General features: G+C 61.9%; 17 protein-coding genes. 4 read left to right on the top strand and 13 right to left on the bottom strand.

The window, feature by feature from the left end; genetic code table 11:
- Nucleotides 1–41: 41 nt before the first annotated feature.
- The 6 genes from LY284_RS18430 to LY284_RS18405 all read right to left on the bottom strand — a co-directional run bounded on the left by LY284_RS18430 (nucleotide 42) and on the right by LY284_RS18405 (nucleotide 7,700).
- A complete protein-coding gene (locus LY284_RS18430) occupies nucleotides 42–776 on the bottom strand; it encodes an ABC transporter ATP-binding protein (protein ID WP_233387545.1) in 735 nt (244 codons plus the stop codon).
- 604 nt (nucleotides 777–1,380) lie between these two features.
- Nucleotides 1,381–3,324 (bottom strand): ATP-binding cassette domain-containing protein, encoded by a 1,944-nt coding sequence (locus LY284_RS18425; RefSeq protein ID WP_053569212.1) that lies wholly within the window; start codon nucleotides 3,322–3,324, stop codon nucleotides 1,381–1,383.
- 10 nt (nucleotides 3,325–3,334) lie between these two features.
- The gene (locus LY284_RS18420; protein WP_014250797.1) at nucleotides 3,335–4,207 is read right to left on the bottom strand and encodes a branched-chain amino acid ABC transporter permease; all 873 of its coding nucleotides are present in this window, start codon (nucleotides 4,205–4,207) and stop codon (nucleotides 3,335–3,337) included.
- Between the two features lie 632 nt (nucleotides 4,208–4,839).
- Nucleotides 4,840–6,048, bottom strand: a complete 1,209-nt coding sequence (locus LY284_RS18415) for an ABC transporter substrate-binding protein (protein ID WP_374730242.1) — start codon at nucleotides 6,046–6,048, stop codon at nucleotides 4,840–4,842.
- A gap of 271 nt (nucleotides 6,049–6,319) precedes the next feature.
- Entirely contained in the window at nucleotides 6,320–7,039 is a 720-nt protein-coding gene (locus tag LY284_RS18410) for an anti-sigma factor (RefSeq protein ID WP_045453845.1), read from the bottom strand.
- Entirely contained in the window at nucleotides 7,029–7,700 is a 672-nt protein-coding gene (locus LY284_RS18405) for an RNA polymerase sigma factor (RefSeq protein ID WP_233387544.1), read from the bottom strand. The genes LY284_RS18410 and LY284_RS18405 overlap by 11 nt, the downstream gene beginning before the upstream one ends.
- 306 nt (nucleotides 7,701–8,006) lie before the next feature.
- Between LY284_RS18405 and LY284_RS18400 the strand changes: the two genes are divergently transcribed.
- Together LY284_RS18400 and LY284_RS18395 are read left to right on the top strand one after the other, a co-directional pair.
- Nucleotides 8,007–8,996 carry a metallophosphoesterase gene (locus LY284_RS18400; protein WP_085952652.1) on the top strand — a complete coding sequence of 330 codons (990 nt, stop codon included), beginning with the start codon at nucleotides 8,007–8,009 and terminating at the stop codon, nucleotides 8,994–8,996.
- Complete coding sequence (locus LY284_RS18395; protein ID WP_014250792.1) at nucleotides 8,993–9,397, top strand: cupredoxin family copper-binding protein; 405 nt, start codon at nucleotides 8,993–8,995, stop codon at nucleotides 9,395–9,397. The genes LY284_RS18400 and LY284_RS18395 overlap by 4 nt, the downstream gene beginning before the upstream one ends.
- A 24-nt stretch (nucleotides 9,398–9,421) precedes the next feature.
- On the opposite strand, the gene LY284_RS18390 is transcribed toward LY284_RS18395, so the two are convergent.
- The 3 genes from LY284_RS18390 to LY284_RS18380 form a co-directional block, all read right to left on the bottom strand.
- Nucleotides 9,422–10,516: a 4-hydroxyphenylpyruvate dioxygenase family protein gene (locus LY284_RS18390; RefSeq protein ID WP_233387543.1), complete on the bottom strand. Its 1,095-nt coding sequence runs from the start codon at nucleotides 10,514–10,516 to the stop codon at nucleotides 9,422–9,424.
- A gap of 174 nt (nucleotides 10,517–10,690) precedes the next feature.
- Nucleotides 10,691–10,939, bottom strand: coding sequence for a hypothetical protein (locus tag LY284_RS18385; RefSeq protein ID WP_014250790.1), 249 nt, complete (start codon nucleotides 10,937–10,939; stop codon nucleotides 10,691–10,693).
- Nucleotides 10,940–10,986: 47 nt separating this feature from the next.
- Nucleotides 10,987–11,487: a lecithin retinol acyltransferase family protein gene (locus LY284_RS18380; protein ID WP_045453836.1), complete on the bottom strand. Its 501-nt coding sequence runs from the start codon at nucleotides 11,485–11,487 to the stop codon at nucleotides 10,987–10,989.
- 474 nt (nucleotides 11,488–11,961) lie between these two features.
- Between LY284_RS18380 and LY284_RS18375 the strand changes: the two genes are divergently transcribed.
- Nucleotides 11,962–12,294, top strand: a complete 333-nt coding sequence (locus LY284_RS18375) for a hypothetical protein (protein ID WP_045453833.1) — start codon at nucleotides 11,962–11,964, stop codon at nucleotides 12,292–12,294.
- Nucleotides 12,295–12,400: 106 nt separating this feature from the next.
- Nucleotides 12,401–13,171, top strand: a complete 771-nt coding sequence (locus LY284_RS18370; protein ID WP_233387542.1) for a PP2C family serine/threonine-protein phosphatase — start codon at nucleotides 12,401–12,403, stop codon at nucleotides 13,169–13,171.
- A 7-nt stretch (nucleotides 13,172–13,178) separates the two neighbouring features.
- Here LY284_RS18370 and LY284_RS18365 read toward each other — a convergent pair whose 3' ends face one another.
- The 4 genes from LY284_RS18365 to LY284_RS18350 form a co-directional block, all read right to left on the bottom strand.
- Nucleotides 13,179–13,436 carry a BrnA antitoxin family protein gene (locus LY284_RS18365; RefSeq protein WP_233387541.1) on the bottom strand — a complete coding sequence of 86 codons (258 nt, stop codon included), beginning with the start codon at nucleotides 13,434–13,436 and terminating at the stop codon, nucleotides 13,179–13,181.
- Nucleotides 13,414–13,692 (bottom strand): BrnT family toxin, encoded by a 279-nt coding sequence (locus LY284_RS18360; protein WP_233387540.1) that lies wholly within the window; start codon nucleotides 13,690–13,692, stop codon nucleotides 13,414–13,416. Before LY284_RS18360 ends, LY284_RS18365 begins: the two co-directional genes overlap by 23 nt.
- Before the next feature lie 80 nt (nucleotides 13,693–13,772).
- Nucleotides 13,773–15,086 carry a sigma-54-dependent Fis family transcriptional regulator gene (locus tag LY284_RS18355; protein ID WP_014250786.1) on the bottom strand — a complete coding sequence of 438 codons (1,314 nt, stop codon included), beginning with the start codon at nucleotides 15,084–15,086 and terminating at the stop codon, nucleotides 13,773–13,775.
- On the bottom strand, nucleotides 15,083–18,142 hold the full coding sequence (locus tag LY284_RS18350) for a peptidase domain-containing ABC transporter (RefSeq protein ID WP_233387539.1): 3,060 nt from the start codon (nucleotides 18,140–18,142) through the stop codon (nucleotides 15,083–15,085). The genes LY284_RS18355 and LY284_RS18350 overlap by 4 nt, the downstream gene beginning before the upstream one ends.
- Between the last annotated feature and the right edge of the window lie 10 nt (nucleotides 18,143–18,152).

Genomic DNA, 18,152 nt, shown 5'->3' with positions numbered 1-18,152 from the left:
GATAGAGCGTATTGTTTCGTTCCTTTTGCGCAGTGCGGCAATCAGTGACTCGCGCCGAGATACGCCGCCTTGACGGAGGGATCGTTGCGCAACTGCTCGGCCGGGCCGTGCGTCGCGACGCGGCCGTTTTCCAGCACGTAGCCGTAATCCGCGACATTCAGCGCGGCGGCGGCGAACTGCTCGACCAGCAGCATCGTGACGCCATCGGCTTTCAGGCGCTCGATGATGCGGAAGACTTCATCGACGAGAATGGGCGCGAGGCCCATCGACGGTTCGTCGAGCAGGACGAGATCCGGATTGAGCATGATCGCGCGCGCCATGGCGAGCATTTGCTGTTCGCCGCCGGAGAGCGTCCCCGCGAGTTGATTGCGGCGTTCTTTCAGGCGCGGGAATAGCTCGATCGCGCGTTCGAGATCGCCGTTGACGTCGCCTTTTGGTCTTGACCATGTGAGGCGTGGGAAGGCGCCTAGCAGCAGGTTATCGGTGACGGACATCGTGGCGAAGACGCGTCTGCCTTCGGGGGAATGGGCGAGTCCCAGGCGCGCGATCTTGTGCGAGTCTAGCGAGTCGATGCGCTTTGTTTCATTGCCGAGGCCCATCGTGATCTCGCCTTCTGTTGGCTTGATCATGCCGGAGATCGCGCGCATGGTCGTGGTTTTGCCTGCGCCGTTTGAACCGATCAACGTCACGACTTTTGCCTTCGGCACGGTTAGCGATATTCCGTGGAGGACTTTGACTTTGCCGTAGCCGGCGTGGAGGTTTTTTATCGTCAGCATGTTTTGTTTTTTGATGTCGTGGAAGCCTGAAATCGTGTCGGTCTATTTGCACTGCCCCTCCCCGGGGCGGGGGTAACTTTCTTTGCTGCTGCAAAGAAAGTCACCAAAGAAAGCAGCTTTGTCACCGCCCGCGGTCACACGCACGTTGGCCATTTTTCTCCTCCGGGAACGGCCCTCGCCTAAAGAGTGCCCTCACAGGACCCATCGGGCTTGGATCGCACACGGTCCGTCACATCGCACCACTCAACAAACTGGTACAGCCATTTCAAGTTCCGGCCCGCTTCGCGGCCGATGGGTTTCCCTTGCATACCCGGCGGCAGCGCGTAGCGCTGTGCCGAAGCTATTTCGTGCTGAACCAGCGCGCTTCGCGCACTGGCTTGTCAGACCGTGCGCGATCCAAGCCCGATTGGGCCTACGAGGGCACTCTTTAGGCGAGTGCCACTGTGGGCTGGCAAGCATGGTCAAACTGCGTGTGACCGCGGGCCTGAACGAGCTGCTTTCTTTGCCTACTTTCTTTGCAGCAGCAAAGAAAGTAGGTGCCGCCCCGCACAGGGGCAACACTAATAGACCACCAAGAAAACAGGATTCCACGAAACGAAAAAAATCAAACCGCCTCAGCCGTCTGCCCGCCCAAATAAGCCTCAATAACCTTCTCATTAGCCTGAATCTCGGAAGGCTTCCCTTCAGCGATTTTCTGCCCGAAGTCGAGCACCGACACCACATCACACACACTCATCACCACATCCATATGATGCTCGATCAACACGAGGGTAATCCCGTGATTCCGCACCTTCCGAATGATGGCGACAAGCTCGCGAATATCCGGCGCGGTCAACCCCGCCGCAGGCTCATCGAGCAAGAGCAATTGCGGATCGAGTGCCAACGCACGCGCAATCTCGAGCAGACGTTGCTTACCATAAGGCAGGTTCCGCGCTTCCTCGCCCGCGACATTCTCCAGCCCCACGAAACGCAGCATGTTGAAAGCCCGCTCGCGCGCCGCGCGCTCTTCGCGACGGTATCGCGAACTCATCACCCCGACATCCGCGAGATTCGACTTGAACGTGTGATGCAATCCCACGAGCACATTCTCGAGCGCCGTCATCTCGCCAAAAAGCTGCACGTTCTGAAACGTACGCGCGATACCCGATAGCGCAATCTTCGACGATGTACGCCCCGCAAGCGACTGCCCTTCGTATTCGATCGCGCCCGCGGTCGGCACATAGATGCCCGTCAGCACGTTCATCATCGTGCTCTTGCCCGAACCGTTCGGACCGATGAGGCCGTGAATCGTGCCGCGCTTCACGGTCAGATTCACGTCGTTCAATGCCTTCAGTCCGCTGAACTGCATCAGCACGCCGCGCACGTCCAGGAGCGTGTCCGCGCCTTCCGTGGCGACCGCCGCAACCGCATCGTCCTGGCGCGTGTGGCTCGCGAGTTCATCGGTATCGACCTTGGTCACGCGCACGCGTCCGAGATTCAATGTCTTGCGCACGAAGCCCACGATGCCGTCCTGCAGGTAATACACCACGAGCAGAATCATCAAACCGAAGATGGTGAGCCGCCAGTCGGTCAACGCATCGATCCAGAACGAAAATGCGGCAAGTCCCGCCGTGCCGATGATCGGCACCGCCACGCGCTGCGGCGTCGTGGTCTTGCGCATGAGCGCGAGCGCCGCGCCCGCCACGACGACCACCGCAAGCGCCGTCGCCACCACGCGAAAGTTGGCGATGTCGTCGAGCAGCTTCGGCAACAGCACGATAACCGTCGAGCCGATGATCGCGCCGGTGCGCGTCTTGCGCCCGCCCATGATGATCGCGAGCAGGAACAGAATCGTCAGCTCGAAGTTATACGTGTTCGGCGAGATGTACTGCTCCGAGTACGAATAGAGGCATCCCGCAAGGCCCGCAAAACCCGCGCTGATCACGAAGGCATACACCTTGTAGCGATACACCGACACGCCCATGCAATCCGATGCGATCGGACTGTCGCGCAGCGCTTCGAATGCGCGCCCCAGATGCGACTTCAGCACGCGATGCACGACGATCAGCGACACCACGAGCATCGCCGCCACGAGCCAGTAATACTCCACTTCGTCGAGCTTGTGACCCGCGAACATCGGCTTCGGAATCTTGAGGCCCATCGGCCCGTTCGTCAGAAAATCCATCTCGTTGATGAGAATCTGGATGATCGTGCCGAACGCGAGCGTCACCATCGCGAGATAAGGGCCGGAGACGCGCAGCGCGGGCAAGGCGAGGATCGCGCCGAACGCCGCGGTGACGAGTATCGAAAGCGGCGCGGTGACATAGAACGGCATGCCGAGCTTCATGAAAAGCACGCCCGCCGTGTACGCGCCCACACCGAACAAGCCGGCGTGACCGAGCGAAACCTGCCCCGTATAGCCCACCACGATATCGAGCCCGAACAACAGGATCGCGTAGATCATGATGGTTTCGACAAGGTGGATGTAGTACGGGTTGCCCGATGCCACCGGAAAAATAAGCAGTGCGGCTAGTCCAATCAGCGCCGCGATCCAGTTCTTTGCTTTCATCGTCGCCGCCTCAGACTTTCTTGATCGCCGTCTTGCCGAAGAGACCTGCCGGTTTGACCGCAAGCACGATCAAGAGCAGCACGAGTCCCGGCACGTCTTTATAGCCGGTGGAAATATAAAAGCCGGTCGTCGTCTCGGCGATGCCGAGGATCATCCCGCCGACGATGATGCCCATGCCGCTCGACAGGCCGCCGATGATCGCCACGGCGAATGCCTTGAGGCCGAGCACCGCGCCCATGGTCGCGCCGGTCAGCGTGAGCGGCGCGATCAAAACCCCTGCAAATGCAGCGGTCAGCGACGAAAGCGCGTACGAGAACGTGATGACGAGGCCCGTGTTGATGCCCATGAGCGAGGCCGCATCGCGATCGTTCGCGGTGGCGACCACGGCCTTGCCGAAGATCGTCTTGCGGTTGAAGAATTCGACCGCGAGCATCATCACGACCGCGCCGCCGATGACGAGCAGTTCCATCGGCAGAACATTCGCGCCGAAGATCTTGAGCGGCGCTTCGGGCAAGGGTGACGGAAAGCGCAGGTCGTCGCGGCCCCAGACGTTTTCCGCGACGTTCTTGAAGATGATGCCGAGCGCGATCGTCGACATGATCCAGCCGAACTCCGACTTGATCTTGATGGCGGGCCGCACCCCGATGCGCTCGACGAACGAGCCCTGCACGAGGCCGAAGAGACAGACGAGCGGGATCATCAGCCAGTAGTTGACGCCTGCCGAGACGAGCGTGAGACCGACGAGCGCTCCGAGCATGAGCGCATCACCTTGTCCGAAGTTCAGCGTTCCCGATGTGGCGAAGGTGAGTTGATAGCCGAACGCGATCACGGCGTAGATCATGCCGAGGGCGATGCCGCTGTAGATGAGTTGGAGGAGAATCATCGGGGGCTTTCTGGGTGGCTGGGTTGGGTGTGCCTTGTGCTTCTGTGAAATCCTGAATTCTTGTCGGTCTATTAGCATTGCCCCTCCCCGGGGCGGGGGTAACTTTCTTTGCTGCTGCAAAGAAAGTCACCAAAGAAAGCAGCTTTGTCACCGCCCGCGGTCACACGCAGTTTGACCACTCTTCTCCTCCGGGAACGGCCCTCGCCTAAAGAGTGCCCTCACAGGACCCATCGGGCTTGGATCGCGCACGGTCTGCCGCATCGCGCCACTTAATGTGTTGGTACAGCCATTTCAAGTTCCGGCCCGCTTCGCGGCCGATGGGTGGTTTCCCTCGCATACCCAACGGCAGCGCGTAGCGCTGTGCCGAAGCTATTTCGTGCTGAACCGGCGCGTTTAAAGTTATGGCTTGTCAGACCGTGCGCGATCCACGCCCGATTGGGCCTACGAGGGCACTCTTTAGGCGAGTGCCACTGTGGGCTGGCAAGCATGGTCAAACTGCGTGTGACCGCGGGCCGTGACGAGCTGCTTTCTTTGCCTACTTTCTTTGCAGCAGCAAAGAAAGTAGGTGCCGCCCCGCACAGGGGCAGCGCTATTAGACCAAAAAGAAAACGGGATCAGTCAAAAAAGAAAGATCAATTAGAAGCAGTCGTCTGCTTCGTGCGCAACGTCCCGCCGCCCTTCTTATCAGCGTCATACGCAAAGATCACCCGCCCGCTCTTCACCTCGCCAATAACCGGCACATTCGGCGTAATAGCTTCGTGATCGGCCTTCGTAAAAGGCTTGTCATAGACCATCACCACGCCTTCCACCTTGCCATTCAAGTTCTCGAGCGCCGCCTTGACCTTCGGGCCTTCGGTCGTGCCAGCCTGCTTGATCGCCGCCGCGAGCAGATAGATCGAGTCATAACCCTGCGCCGCCGACACCGGCGAATCGATGCGATCGTTCTTCGGCTTGAACTCCTTCAGATACGCATCGATGAACGCCTTGCGCTTCGGCGTGTTCGCTTCCTGAATGAAAGTCTGCGGCATGCGCGCGCCTTCGCCATTCGCGCCCGCATTGTCGATGTAGTTCGCCATCGACAGCGTCCACGATCCGATCAGCGGCACCTTCCAGCCGAGCTTGGCCATGCCGTTGGCGATCTGCGCGAGCTCCGGCCCGATGCCATACGTCAGCACGGCTTCCGCGCCCGCTTCCTTCGCCTTCAGCAACTGGGCCGTCATGTCGACGTCCTTGATGTTGAACTTCTCGACCGCAACGGGCTTCACGCCCTTCGCAGACAAGGCCTTCTCCAGATCTTCGCGCCCGAGCTGGCCGTAGTTGGTCGAATCGGCAAGAATCGCGACTTTCTTGAAGCCGCGCTTCGTGATGGCTTCTTCGACGATCATCGGCGCCTGAATGCGGTCGGCGGCCGAATTGCGGAACACGTAGTTATCCGGCTGATCGTCGAATTGCTTCGTCACCACCGTGCCGGTCGCGACGTTGTTGAACACGGGAATCTTCGCTTCCTGGAAAAAGCGCTGCGACGCAAGCGCCACGCCGGTGTTGATATAACCGACGACCGCGACGACCTTCTCCTTGTTGATGAGCTCCTGCGCGATCTGCACGCCGCGCTCGTTCTTCGCTTCGTCATCACGCTCGACGAGCACGATCTGACGGCCAAGCACGCCGCCCGACTTGTTGATTTCCGCCGTGGCGAGACGCACGCCGTCGCGCATGCTGACACCCATGGAAGACGAACCGCCCGTGAACGGACCATCGACGCCGATCTTGATCGGATCCGCCGCGTGCGCCAACGAAAAAACGCCGAACGCGAGCGCGCTCGCGATGAGCTTCATCTGCATACCCATGTGTGTCTCCGTCGCTTTGAATCGTTAATCGTTATTTGACAGCCCATGCAACGTGGCGACATGCCGGCACTGCTTTTTAAGCGCACCGTGCGTTATCGATTACATAGGTTGAGCGAGTTTAGAAAAATGTAAGGATATGACCATATTCGGACATACCCGAAGAGCACGAGCGTTAGCGCACATCGCACGCCAGGCGCAAAAAAAGCGCGCGGCTATCCCCCGGAGGACGGCCGCGCGCAACCTTGCGCACTCCACGAACTCTTTTTTAGCGCGGCGCGCCCGTCTCGATCGCGTGTGCGAACTGACGCAATACCGCGCCCGACGCATCGGTGACGGCCCAGAACGTCATGCCATCGTGATTCCAGCGCGCGAGCGCATAGCCGTCGTCGGACTGGGTGACCACCGGTTCAGTCTTCGCATCGCCTCGGCGTTCGGGAAACACATACACGTCGATCGGATGTTTCAGGTAGCGATACACCACGACCGCCACGGGCCGGTGATCGATGTAGTCCAGCCGACCGCCGACGAGCGCGAATCCCGGCCCGGCCGGATCGATCACCGGCGGCGCGTAGTCGATGCGGCCGTTGAACCACGGCTTCACCGTGTGCTTGTCGCTCGACAGCACGTCGATCGGGCGATCCGACATCAGCGCGCGCACATGGCTCGACACGATTTCCTGCGCGATCGGCGAGCCGCCCGATCCCGGCGACACGAGCGGCGCCGCCTGGAACCACAGCATCGTGCCGAGCACGAGCGCGGAAAGCGTCGCGCCCGCGAACGCACCGCCGAAGAACGGCAAGGGCGCCGCGAACGGATTGCTCCAGCCACGCCGGGCACGCCGCGCCGGCTCGGCCTTGCGCGCGTCCTGTTCGGCTTGCTCCCGCACGCGCGCCAGCACTTGCGCCCGCAAATGCACAGGCGCGCGCTGATAGAGCGAGCCATCGGTGAGCCTCGTATCGAGCGAGGCGGTGTCGTTATTTTCCATTTCCCGACTCCTCTGCATGTCCCGGTCCCGCGCGGCGCACGAGCCGCACGTTCGGCTTGTCCTGTCCGCTCTGCGCCGCGCGCACCGCCCCCGCCAGCATCTTGCGGCCGCGCGCGAGCCGCGACATCACCGTGCCGATCGGCACGCCGGTCACGGACGCCACTTCCTTGTAGCTCATGTCTTCCAGTTCACGTAACACCAGCACCTCGCGAAAGGCGATCGGCAGCGCCTCCAGCGCGCGATGCACCAGATGAACCTCGTCGCGGCGCACGGCCAGCGTTTCGGGATCGACCGCGCCTTCCTCCGACCAGCCCGGCAAGGCTTCGTCGCCGCCGAGTTCCTCGTCGTAAGGCGTCGCGTCCGCGAGTTGCACGCGCCGCCGCCACTCCGTGAACCACGTATTGCGCACGATCGCGAGCAGCCACGCACGCGCGTTCGCGTCCTCGCCGCCCTCGAATCCGCCGAAGAAACGGAAGGCGCGCAGATAGGCTTCCTGCACCACATCGTCGGCGTCGTTCGCGCTGCCCGAAAGCCAGCGCGCGAGGTTGTACGCGGCGTCCAGATGCGGCATCACGGCCGCCTCGAAGCGCGCGTGGACGGCCCCGGCGTCCGACTTGCCGCCGCGCCCGGACTTGTCTTGTTTCGACCTGCTCTGCCACATCGCGCGGGTCTCCTTTCGACAACCACGTTCAGGAATCATCGTTCGGGCGCCGCCGCATGCCGGCTTTGCGCGCCTTCCCCTCCGATACTCCCGGCGCGTCCGGTTTATTCCCGCGTACGTCGACGGAGCGAAAAAATATCGCGGGAATAACGCGACGTCATCGCCGGTTCGATGGACACGAGCCGCTGCGGCCTCGCTCACCGAGGCAAAGCCGCCGGCCTTGCGCCCATGCATCGAGCCGCCATGCGCGTGAATTTACCGATTCGAACGACAAGAACCGCGGCCGCCAACATCAGAGGAACTGCCATGAAACCCGATCCCACCTTCCTGCCACCGGAGCAGGAACGCGACGAACTCGACGCGCACGGCCAGCGCCGTCGCACCGCACTCTCCTGCATGGCCTGGGCCGGCGCGGGCGTGATCTGGACCGTGAGCGGCGGCGTGCCCGTTTCGCGGCTGATTTCATCGGCGGAAGCGGCCGAGAAGACCAGTTCGTTCAGCTTCGTGCAGATCAGCGACAGCCATATCGGCTTCAACAAGGATCCCAACACCGAACCGGCGAGCACGCTCGAAGAAGCCGTCAACCGCGTGAGCGCCATGAAAAAGCGCCCCGCCTTCATGATCCACACCGGCGACATCACGCATCTGTCCAAGCCCGCGCAGTTCGACACCGCGACGCAGATCATCGACAAGGCGGGCATGGACGTGCATTACGTGCCGGGCGAACACGACGTGCTCGTCGAAGAAGGCAACGCGTTCTTCGAGCGCTTTTCCGGGCAGTACGGCAAGGGCAGTACCCGGCACTGGTACAGCTTCGATCAGGGCGGCGTGCATTTCATCGGCCTCACCAACGTGATCGATCTCAAAGGCGGCGGTCTCGGCTTTCTCGGCGATGCGCAACTCGCCTGGCTCAAGGCCGATCTGCAAGGCAAATCGAGCAGCACGCCGATCGTGGTGTTCGCGCATATCCCGCTGTGGGCGCTGTATCCGCAGTGGGGCTGGGGCACCGACGACAGCACGCAGGCGCTCGCGCTGCTCAAGCGCTTCGGCTCGGTGACGGTTCTGAACGGCCACGTCCATCAGGTAGCGCAAAAAGTGGAGGGAGAGATGCGTTTCTATTCGGCGATGTCCACGGCGTTTCCGCAGCCCGCGCCCGGCGCGGCATCCGGGCCCGGACCGATGAAAGTGCCGTCGGAGCAATTGCGCACCATGCTCGGCTTGCGCGAAGTCACGCATGTCGCGGGGCGCGAGTATCTGGCGGTCACGGACATGTCGCTCGCAGCGGGGCAATCATGATGATCGCAAGCTACCTCTCGCCCGACACTCTGCGCCCGCTCGCCGGCAAATTCCTGCGCAAGGCCGCGTTTGCGCTCGTCGTGAAAGGCGTCATCAGCGCGGCGATACCGGCGGCCTGCGCGCAGGAACCCGCGCAGCAGATCGCGGCGGTCAACGCGCCGACGGTGTCCATCGACAACTTCGCGTTCAACCAGGCGACGATCACCGTGCCGGCCGGCACGAAGGTGACGTGGGTGAATCACGACGACATGCTGCACACCATCGCCGACGAGGGCAAGAGCTTCAAGTCCGATCCCCTCGACAACGGCGAGAGCTATTCGCATGTGTTCGACAAGCCCGGCACGTACAAGTACTTCTGCTCGCTGCATCCGCACATGACGGGCACGGTCGTCGTGCAATGAAGCCGTGCGCGAAGGCGCGCCGCGTCAGCCGCGCGCCTTCGCGATCGCCGCGAGATTACCCTCGCCGAAACCGTGATGCCCGCGGCGCTCGACGATCTCGAAGAACATGTCGCCGGGCTTGCGCTCGACGAAGGTTTGCAGGAAAAGCTGCGGCGCGCCGTCGGCGAGAATCTCGCCATCGACGAGAATGCCGCGTGCGCGCAGCGCGTTCGTATCGAGCCCGTGCCCGGGCAGGCGCTCGTCGATCTCGTCGTAATAGCGCGGCGGCGGCTGCAAAAAGCGCACGCCGCGCGCGAGTAGCGCATCGACGGACGCGAAGATATCCGCCGATGCCAGTGCGATATGCTGCACGCCTTCGCCCGCATGATCGGGAAGATACTGCTGCATCAGGTCCGTGCGATACGTGCCTTCCTCGTACACCGGAATGCGGATCGAGCCGCACGGCGACAGCGTCACGGCCGAATCCTGCGAGACGTGCCAGTCCGGATGCACCTGATGAATCTCCGAGAAGTGCAGCACTTCGCGGTAGAAATCGAGCCATTCCTGTATGCGGCCCGCGCCGACCGTCTGCGTGAAGTGATCCACTTCGAGCAGGCCGGCGCTCTGTGCGTCGCTGCTCGCGCCCGGAATCGGCCGGAAGTCGATGTCGTAGATCGACGTCTCGCCACTATTCTTGCCGGGCCAGTGATCGACGAAATAGATATGCGAATCGCCGATGCCCTGGATCGCCGGAATCGCAAGCTCGTTCGGGCCGATCTTCTCGCCCTCGAAATCCCATGCGCCGTATTCGAGCGCGCGCTCATGGGCGATCTGCGCATCGAGCACGCGAATGCCGATCGCGGCGATCCCCACGCCATGCGATTCGGCGAAGCGCGACGCGAACGAATCCGGCTCGGCGTTGAGGAGAAAATTCATGCTGCCCTGCCGAAACAACGTCACCGCCTTGCTGACGTGCTGGGCAATCGGCACGAAACCGAGCGTGCAGAACAGTGTGGCGAGCCCTTCGGGATCGGGACTCGAAAACTCGACGAACTCCAGCCCCGCGATGCCGAGCGGATTGTCGCCGACGTTCGGATCGGGCATCGCGCGGGCGGGGGAAGAGGAGTCGGGCTGGGTCATCGGCAATACCTCGAAAATGGTCGATCTGGTTCACGGACGCAAAACTACCACGACCTGCCGTATCCGTGCGACGAACCGCTGCGATGGTGCGCCTAGATTAGCGGCAGCGGGATTGCCGTGTCAAAGCCGGGGAGCCCGACGCGCCCCGGCCGATCGCCGTCAAATCGTGACCGTTCAGGCGGCGAGGCGCTCCGCGCTCATCGACGGGCGCTTTGCCTGCGGCGGAAACACGTTCCAGGTGCCGTCGTCGTGGCGGAAGAAGATAATCGCGAGAGGGCCGCCCGGATGCTGCGCCTCGATGCAGACATAGCGCGCGCCGGTCACGTGCGAACGGCACAGACGCACGACGCGTGCCGGATGCGCCGGCGTCGGGGCGAGCCATTTGTCGACGGCCCAGTGCAGTGAGTTTTCGGTGGTTTGCATGATGGTCTCCTCGCGATCGGATCTGAATGGACGGCTAGGCTTGAGGTTCAGGCTGCGAGCGCCGCGTTCATGCGGCGGCGGCGTTCGGCGGCGACATAGGCGCGAAACAGGCCCGTCACGGCGCGAACCGCGGCGCTCGGGTGGACGAAGCAGGCCTGCACTTGACGGCTGCGTGCGCGGCCGTCGAGGCACCATGTGACGAAGTGCTCGCAGTTGTTGGTCAGCAGGTGATAGTTGTCTTCGCCGAGGCGGCTGCGCGCGCGGCGCACCGCTTCCATGCCGACGAACTTCGCGGCCGGGTTCTGACGGATCGTGACTTCATGGCCGGCGGCGAACTGTTCGACGGTGACTTCTTCCACCGGGCCGCGATGCAGCGACTTTGCGAAACCCGCGTAGTGGATGACCATGCCGTTGCCGGCATAGACGCCGTGGTGTTCGTAGCCCGAGCGGCGCGTCACGAGTTCGGTGCCGAGCGCCGGTTCGTTGTCGAGCGAGAAACCGCAAGCGGCTTGCTGGTCGATCAGTCCGGATTGTTGGTTGGTTGACATGGCTGGCTCCGATTTTTCTCTGCTGGGCGCCAGGTGTTTGTTTGGCGCCGGGTTGCCATGTCATTTGCATCTTCCTTGCCAGGTTTGTTAAGTCATTGATTTATATACCTTTAGCGCCGATCTAGAGCATTCCGCCGTGCCGTTGTGTTTTTGCTAAGCCAACAGAATTCGGCGGTGTTTGTCGGGTTCAGAGCGTCAGAAATGGAGGCATCGAAATCATGGCCGGACGGGCCGCTAAAAGCGCGCGGCCGTTCGATCGCCGAAGTGTTGGTTCGTCTTCGCTGCGCCAACATCGCCTGTTGGCGGTCATCCAACTGATGCGAAGCGAGGCGTTCTGAAGCGCGGGTCGCGCGCAGCCGCCACGACCCCACGCAGACGGCGATACGCCGAAAAGTCCGGCATGGACGGGCGCGTCGGCACGGGCCTTGCATTGAATGCGGGCGTCCTGCTCACAGGCCCTTACGGAGAAACAACATGTGCGCCCTCACCATCAGCGATCTTCAGTACGACCGCGAGCTGGATCATGCGGCGATGTCGGCCATCGGCGGTGGAGGCGGCGCGCCGTGGGTGTTCGGCTGGATCGTGCCGTTCGTGGAGCGTCCGTCGGGCGGCGGCGGTGGTGCGTCGGCGGTGACGCTCATCGATGTCACCAACAACATCTATCAGGTCACCAACAACATCACGAACAACAACATCACGGTCGGCCAGATGGTCAATCAATTCCAGAGCGTCGCGGTCAGCAACACGGGGAACGGCGCGACGCTCACCGTCAATCCGAATTCGGTGGCGGGCAATCGCGCGGGTTGATGCCGTGCAGATCAAGATTCGTTTCAGGCGCGGCTTGGGTCACAATGAGCAGGACCCTCGGCGCGAGCCGTCCGACGCCGCGCCACCCGAAATTCCGGAGGTTGCCATGACCTTCAGCACCGAATTCCGCTGGACGTCCGCTGCCCGCACCGATACCGGCTGCGTGCGGCAGATCAATGAAGACGCACTGCTCGATGCGCCCGAGCGCGGCTTGTGGGCCGTCGCGGACGGCATGGGCGGGCACGCGGTCGGCGATCTGGCGAGCCGCATGGTGATCGAGAGCCTCGCGAAGGCGACGGGCGCGAACGGCCTCGCGAGCGTCGTCGCCGATGCCCGCACGCGGCTGCTCGACGTGAACGAGCGCTTGCGCGTGGAAGCGGCGCGCCGTCAGGTATCGCGCATCGGCAGCACGGTGGTGCTGCTCGCCGCGCGCGACGGCGCGTGCGCTTATCTGTGGGCAGGCGACAGCCGCATCTATCTGTTCAGGCAGGGCCGGCTGGTGCAGCTCACGCGCGATCACAGTCACGTCGAGGAACTGAAGGCGCGCGGTCAGTTGACGGCCGAGGAAGCGCTGCATCATCCCGCGCAGCATCTGATCACGCGCGCGGTCGGCGCGCTCGACGTACTCGAACTCGACGAGAACACGCTCACCTTGAACGATGGCGATACGTTCCTGCTATGCAGCGACGGTTTGTCGAACGAGGTCAGCGAAGCGGAGATGGCGAGCGAACTCGCGCCGGGGAACTGCGAAGCGGCGGCGCAGCGGCTTCTGGAGATCGCGCTCGCGCGCGGCGGGCGCGACAACATTTCGGTTGTCGTCGCGCATGCGGAGGATTTGATGGCGAGTGATAAGACGCAGGTGAATCCGTCTATCTGAAACCGCCTCAGGAATGGCGGCGCTGCTGAGTCTGCATATAAGCGCGCAGAAGCCGGTTGATGCGCGTTTGATAACCTTTGCCCTGCTGACGAAACCACTCCAGAACGTCGGCGTCGAGTCGCATCGTCACAGCTTGCTTGGGAGGTACGTGCAGTTCCGCCTGCTCGAAGAACGCGTCGTCGAGTTCCGGTATGTCCGAAAAGTCGATGTCGGCATCCTTCATCTTCTCCAGCCGCTTCCAGTCAGTTCCCGATTTCTTGCTCATATCGTTTTGCCTCGTGTCTGGCTGCCTTTCGCGCCGAGACGATCCGGATCACGTCCGCGTAGCGCTCCACATACACCACGACGCCAATCAGTTCCTTCATCCAGCCTAACGCAATCCAGCGTTCTTCTCCGTAAGCTTCCCGCGTATCCGGCCACGTCAGTACTGGGTGATTGAACACGTCAACTGCATCTTGAAAATCGATTCCGTGCTTTCGAATGTTGGTTTGATTTTTCTTTTCATCCCATTCGAAATGCACACACCACCTGTATTGACGTTTGTATGTACATTTTGACCCGGATGCACATACGACGTCAAGCTACTACCGCAACCATTCCCTCACCCCCCCGCCTCCCGATTCTTCTGCGCCGCCGCCCGAAACTCTTTCGAATGCAGCCCATGCTTCTTCAACAGCATCTGCAGATGCGACCGGTTCATCTCGTACCGCCGCGCAAGCTCGGCGACCGTGCCGCCGGTCTCCTGCAATCCGCGCTCGAGGAACGCGCGCTCGGCCTCGTCGCTCGCCACGCGTTTCGCTTCCGCGAGCGAACTCGCCGTCGCAATGCCATTGCCGCTCGCAGCCGGCCCGCCCATCGCCAGCGACAGCGATGACTTCGGCCGGATGTCCACCGGCAGATGATCGATGTCGGCCATATCGCCCGCAAGACACGCGAGCCGGTACACCACGTTGCGCAACTCGCGGATATTGCCCGGATAGTCGTAGTTGCGCAGGAAATCGCGCAGTCTCGGCGACAGCTTCACCGGCCGACGCTTCAACGTCGCCGCCGCTTCATCGCCGAAATAGGCAAGCAGCAGCGAAATCTCGTCGCGACGTTCGCGCAACGCGGGCAGCGTCAGATGAATCACGCTCAGCCGGTAAAACAGGTCTTCGCGAAAGCGCCCTTCGTCGCAGAACTTGCGCAGGTTGCGATTCGTTGCCGCGACGATGCGCGTATCCACCGCGATCGGCTCGTCGGAACCGACGCGCTGAATCTCGTGCGATTCCAGCACGCGCAGCAGCTTCACTTGCCCCGACAAAGGCAACTCGCCGATTTCATCGAGAAAGATCGTGCCCGTGTGCGCGCTTTCGAACTTGCCCTTGCGATCGTTGGTCGCGCCCGTGAACGCGCCCTTGCGATGCCCGAATAGTTCGGACTCCAGTAGATTTTCAGGAATCGCGCCGCAGTTGACCGAGATATACGGTTTGTCCGCGCGCGAGCCGTTGGCGTGAATGACCTTCGCCATCAGTTCCTTACCGGTGCCGCTTTCGCCGTCGATCAACACGGGAAGATCCGTCGGCGCGGCTTTTTCCGCGATTTCCAGCGCTTCGAGCAGCTTCGGGTTATCGCCGAACGTGCCTTCGAACACGAAGCTGCGTTCGATCAGCGCCTGACGCCGTGCGCCCGCCGACAATTCACGCTTCGGCTCGGCGGCGGCCGCCTGCACGAAGCGCTCCTTGTGCGAGAGCTGCATGACTTCGTCGCGCAAGGTGCTCGCCTGCCGCAACAGCTTTTCGATTTCGGGCCGCTCCAGCCGCGAGGTCCATCGAAGCGTCGAGCGCAAGATCTCGATCTTTTCGATGAGCCCCGCATACGAAATCGCCGATGACGCGGGCGCGCTGCTATCGCTTTCCGGTTGGTCGAGTATTTTCATGCTGCGCTCAGTTGCTTTTGCACGAGTTGGTAATACATGCCCTTTCTCGCGACGAGTTCGTCGTGCTTGCCTTGCTCGACGATGCCGCCTTCATACAGCACGAGAATCTTGTCGGCGCGCATGATCGTCGAAAGACGGTGCGCGATGATGACCGCCGTGCGCCCTTTCAGAATCTCCTGCATGTTGCCGAGAATATTGCTTTCCGATTGCGTGTCCAGCGCGGACGTGGCTTCGTCGAACACGAGCAGGCGCGGATCGTGATACAGCGCCCGCGCAATGCATAGCCGCTGAATCTGCCCGCCCGAAAGCCCCACGCCGCGCTCGCCCACGACCTGCTCATAACCGAGCGGCATCTTCGCGATGAAACCGTGCGCGTCTGCCATCTTCGCCACTTCTTCTATGCGCCGCCTGTCGGGCGCTTCGTCGCCGCTCGCGATGTTATCCGCGATCGTCCCCGAGAACAGCAGATTGCTCTGCATCACATAACCGATCTGCGCGCGAAAGAAGCCTTTATCGACAACGTTGATGTCGTAACCATCGACGGTCATTTTTCCTTCGCTCGGCGCATAGAAACCGACGAGCAGTTTCGCGAGCGTCGTCTTGCCCGAGCCGCTGCGCCCGACGATCGCGATCAATTCGCCTGGCTTGATATCGAAGCTGATGTTTTCGAGCACATAGGGCGCGTCGCCTTCGCCATAACGGAAGTACACGCCTTTGAAGCTGATGTCGCCCTGCAGGTCCGGCAGCATCACGCGCTGCTGCATGTCCTGAGGCTTTTGCTCCGGCTCGATGTCAAGCACGTCGCCGAGCCGCTCCATCGCCACGCCCGCATCGTTCAACAGGCTCCACAGATTGATGAGGCCCATCAGCGGCGCGAGCACGCTACCCATGTACGCATTGAACGCGATCAGTTGCCCGATGGTGAGTTCGCGCGCGAGCACGAGATTCGCACCGACCCACAAGATGCCGATGGTCGTCGCCGCGTTCAGCAACTGGCTGCACAGGCCCACCGCGATATTGAAGCGCTGCGACTTGTACTGCACCTCCAGCGACTTCGCGTACTTCTTCTCCCACTTCAGCCGCACCGCCCGCTCGATGCCCATGCCCTTCACCGTTTCCACGCCGCCGAGCGCTTCCATCAGATAGGAACGCGCATCCGTTCCCGCGTTGAAGGTCTCGCGCGCGTTGTGCTTGATGCGCGGCGTCGCGAGCACGGTCAGCGCCATCATTGGGATCACGAACGCGATGAGCAGCAACGTGAGCTTCACGTTGTAGAGGAACATGATCGTGAAGTAGATGAAGATCATCAGCAGGTTCAGCACGGTCGACACCGTCGATTCCGTGAGAAACGCGCGGATCGTGTGATTCTCCTGAAAGCGCGCGAACACGTCGCCGGTCTTGCGCTTCGCGAAGAAGCCGAACGGCAGCGAGAACGTGTGCTTGAAGAACTGCGACATCATCGCGAAGTCCATGTTGCGGACCATGAAGTTCGCGAGATACGCGCGTATCGTCGTCATTAGTTGCGTGAAGAGACTCGCGATGACGAGCCCCCCGATCAGCACATGCAGCAAGCTGATGTTCTGATGCACGATCACGCCGTCGAGAATGTTCTGGATGATGAGCGGCGGAATCACGCCCAGCACCTGAATCACGAAGGTCGCGAGAAAAAGATGCAGCAGGATCTTCTTGTACGGCTTCAGATAGCCGACGAAGCGCAGCCACGGCGAACGCGACACGGCTTGCTGGGCGAGATCCTGGCCGGGCGTGAAAAGCAGGCAGGTGCCGCTCCAGCCGCGCTCGAATTCGCCGACCGTCATCTTCTTGAAGCCGATCGCCGGGTCCGCGACCCAGACGTTTTCGCTCGAAATACCGTAGATGATGATGTAGTGGTAGCCCTCCCAGTGCGCGATGAACGGCATCTCGAAGCCGCGCAGCGATTCGAACGTGCATTGCACGCCGCGCGTCGTGAAGCCGAGCGATTCGCCCGCGCGCGCGAGCGAATCGAGCGTCGCGCCCGATGTCGTCACGTTGGCGAGCTCGCGCAGCTTGCCGAGTGTCATGTTGATGCCGTAGTGCCGGCAGATCATCGCGAGACAGGCCGCGCCGCAATCCATCTCCTCGGCCTGCTCCACCCACGCGAAGCGCTTGATCACGCGCTCGCCCAGTTCGGGCCTCGTGTGCAGATCTAGCATGGCGGGCAGCTTGCGCTTTTCCGCGATCTTCTTTTGCCGCTGCAATTCGCGCTCGGTGAAGCGGATGCGCTCTTCGAGCACTTCGCGCAGCTTCACGTTGCGCTCGATAATGAAGTGCACCGTCTTCTCGGGAATCACGAGCAGGCGTGTATCGACGCTCGCAATGGCCGACGCCATCTGCTCCTGGCGCATTACGCAAGCCTTTTCGCCGAAGATCTCGCCAGGGCCGAGCGTCGCGAGTACGTGTTGCGCGCCGCCCTCTTCGCGCACGATGCGCACTTCCCCCTGACGCACGACATAAAGACGCCGGTCGTCGCGCGAATCCTGCTTGAGAATCTCCTTGCCTTCGCCGACACGCTTCACGCCCACGCTGCGCACGCACTCTTCGAGTTCGGCGCGATCGAGCTTGCCGCGCAGATCGAAGAGCTTGGCGACGAAACCGCCCGCCGAATTGATCGCGACATAACTCGTGACGAACGCGAGCGCCGCGGGATTCTTCTCGATCACAGGGTCGATCGCGGTACGCGGGATATACAGCAATTCCGTCTTGCCCGAGGAGCGCACCGACGACTCATGGCGGTAGTCGCGCAGCATCGCGATATCCGCGAAGGTCTCGCGCTCCTTCTTCACCCCCATGCTGATTTCCTTGCCGTGCTCCTCGGTGAAGATGCGCACGGAGCCCGCCTTCACGATATAGAGCCCGGCGGCCGCATCGCCCACATTGCACACGGTTTCGCCGAAGCCGAAGCGCCGCGACTCGGTGTGCGCCGCCAGATGCTCGATTTCCTCGCGCGTGAACGGCGAAAGAATCTCGACCGACGCAAGGAAGTCGGCGGGCGAATCAAGGCTCGATGGAGCGTCCATGTTTTATCGC

Source organism: Caballeronia sp. PC1 (assembly GCF_021353155.1).
Taxonomy (GTDB): Bacteria; Pseudomonadota; Gammaproteobacteria; order Burkholderiales; family Burkholderiaceae; genus Caballeronia; species Caballeronia cordobensis.
Note: the sequence above shows the minus strand (reverse complement) of the source record. Positions and strands in the feature narration are given on the sequence as shown.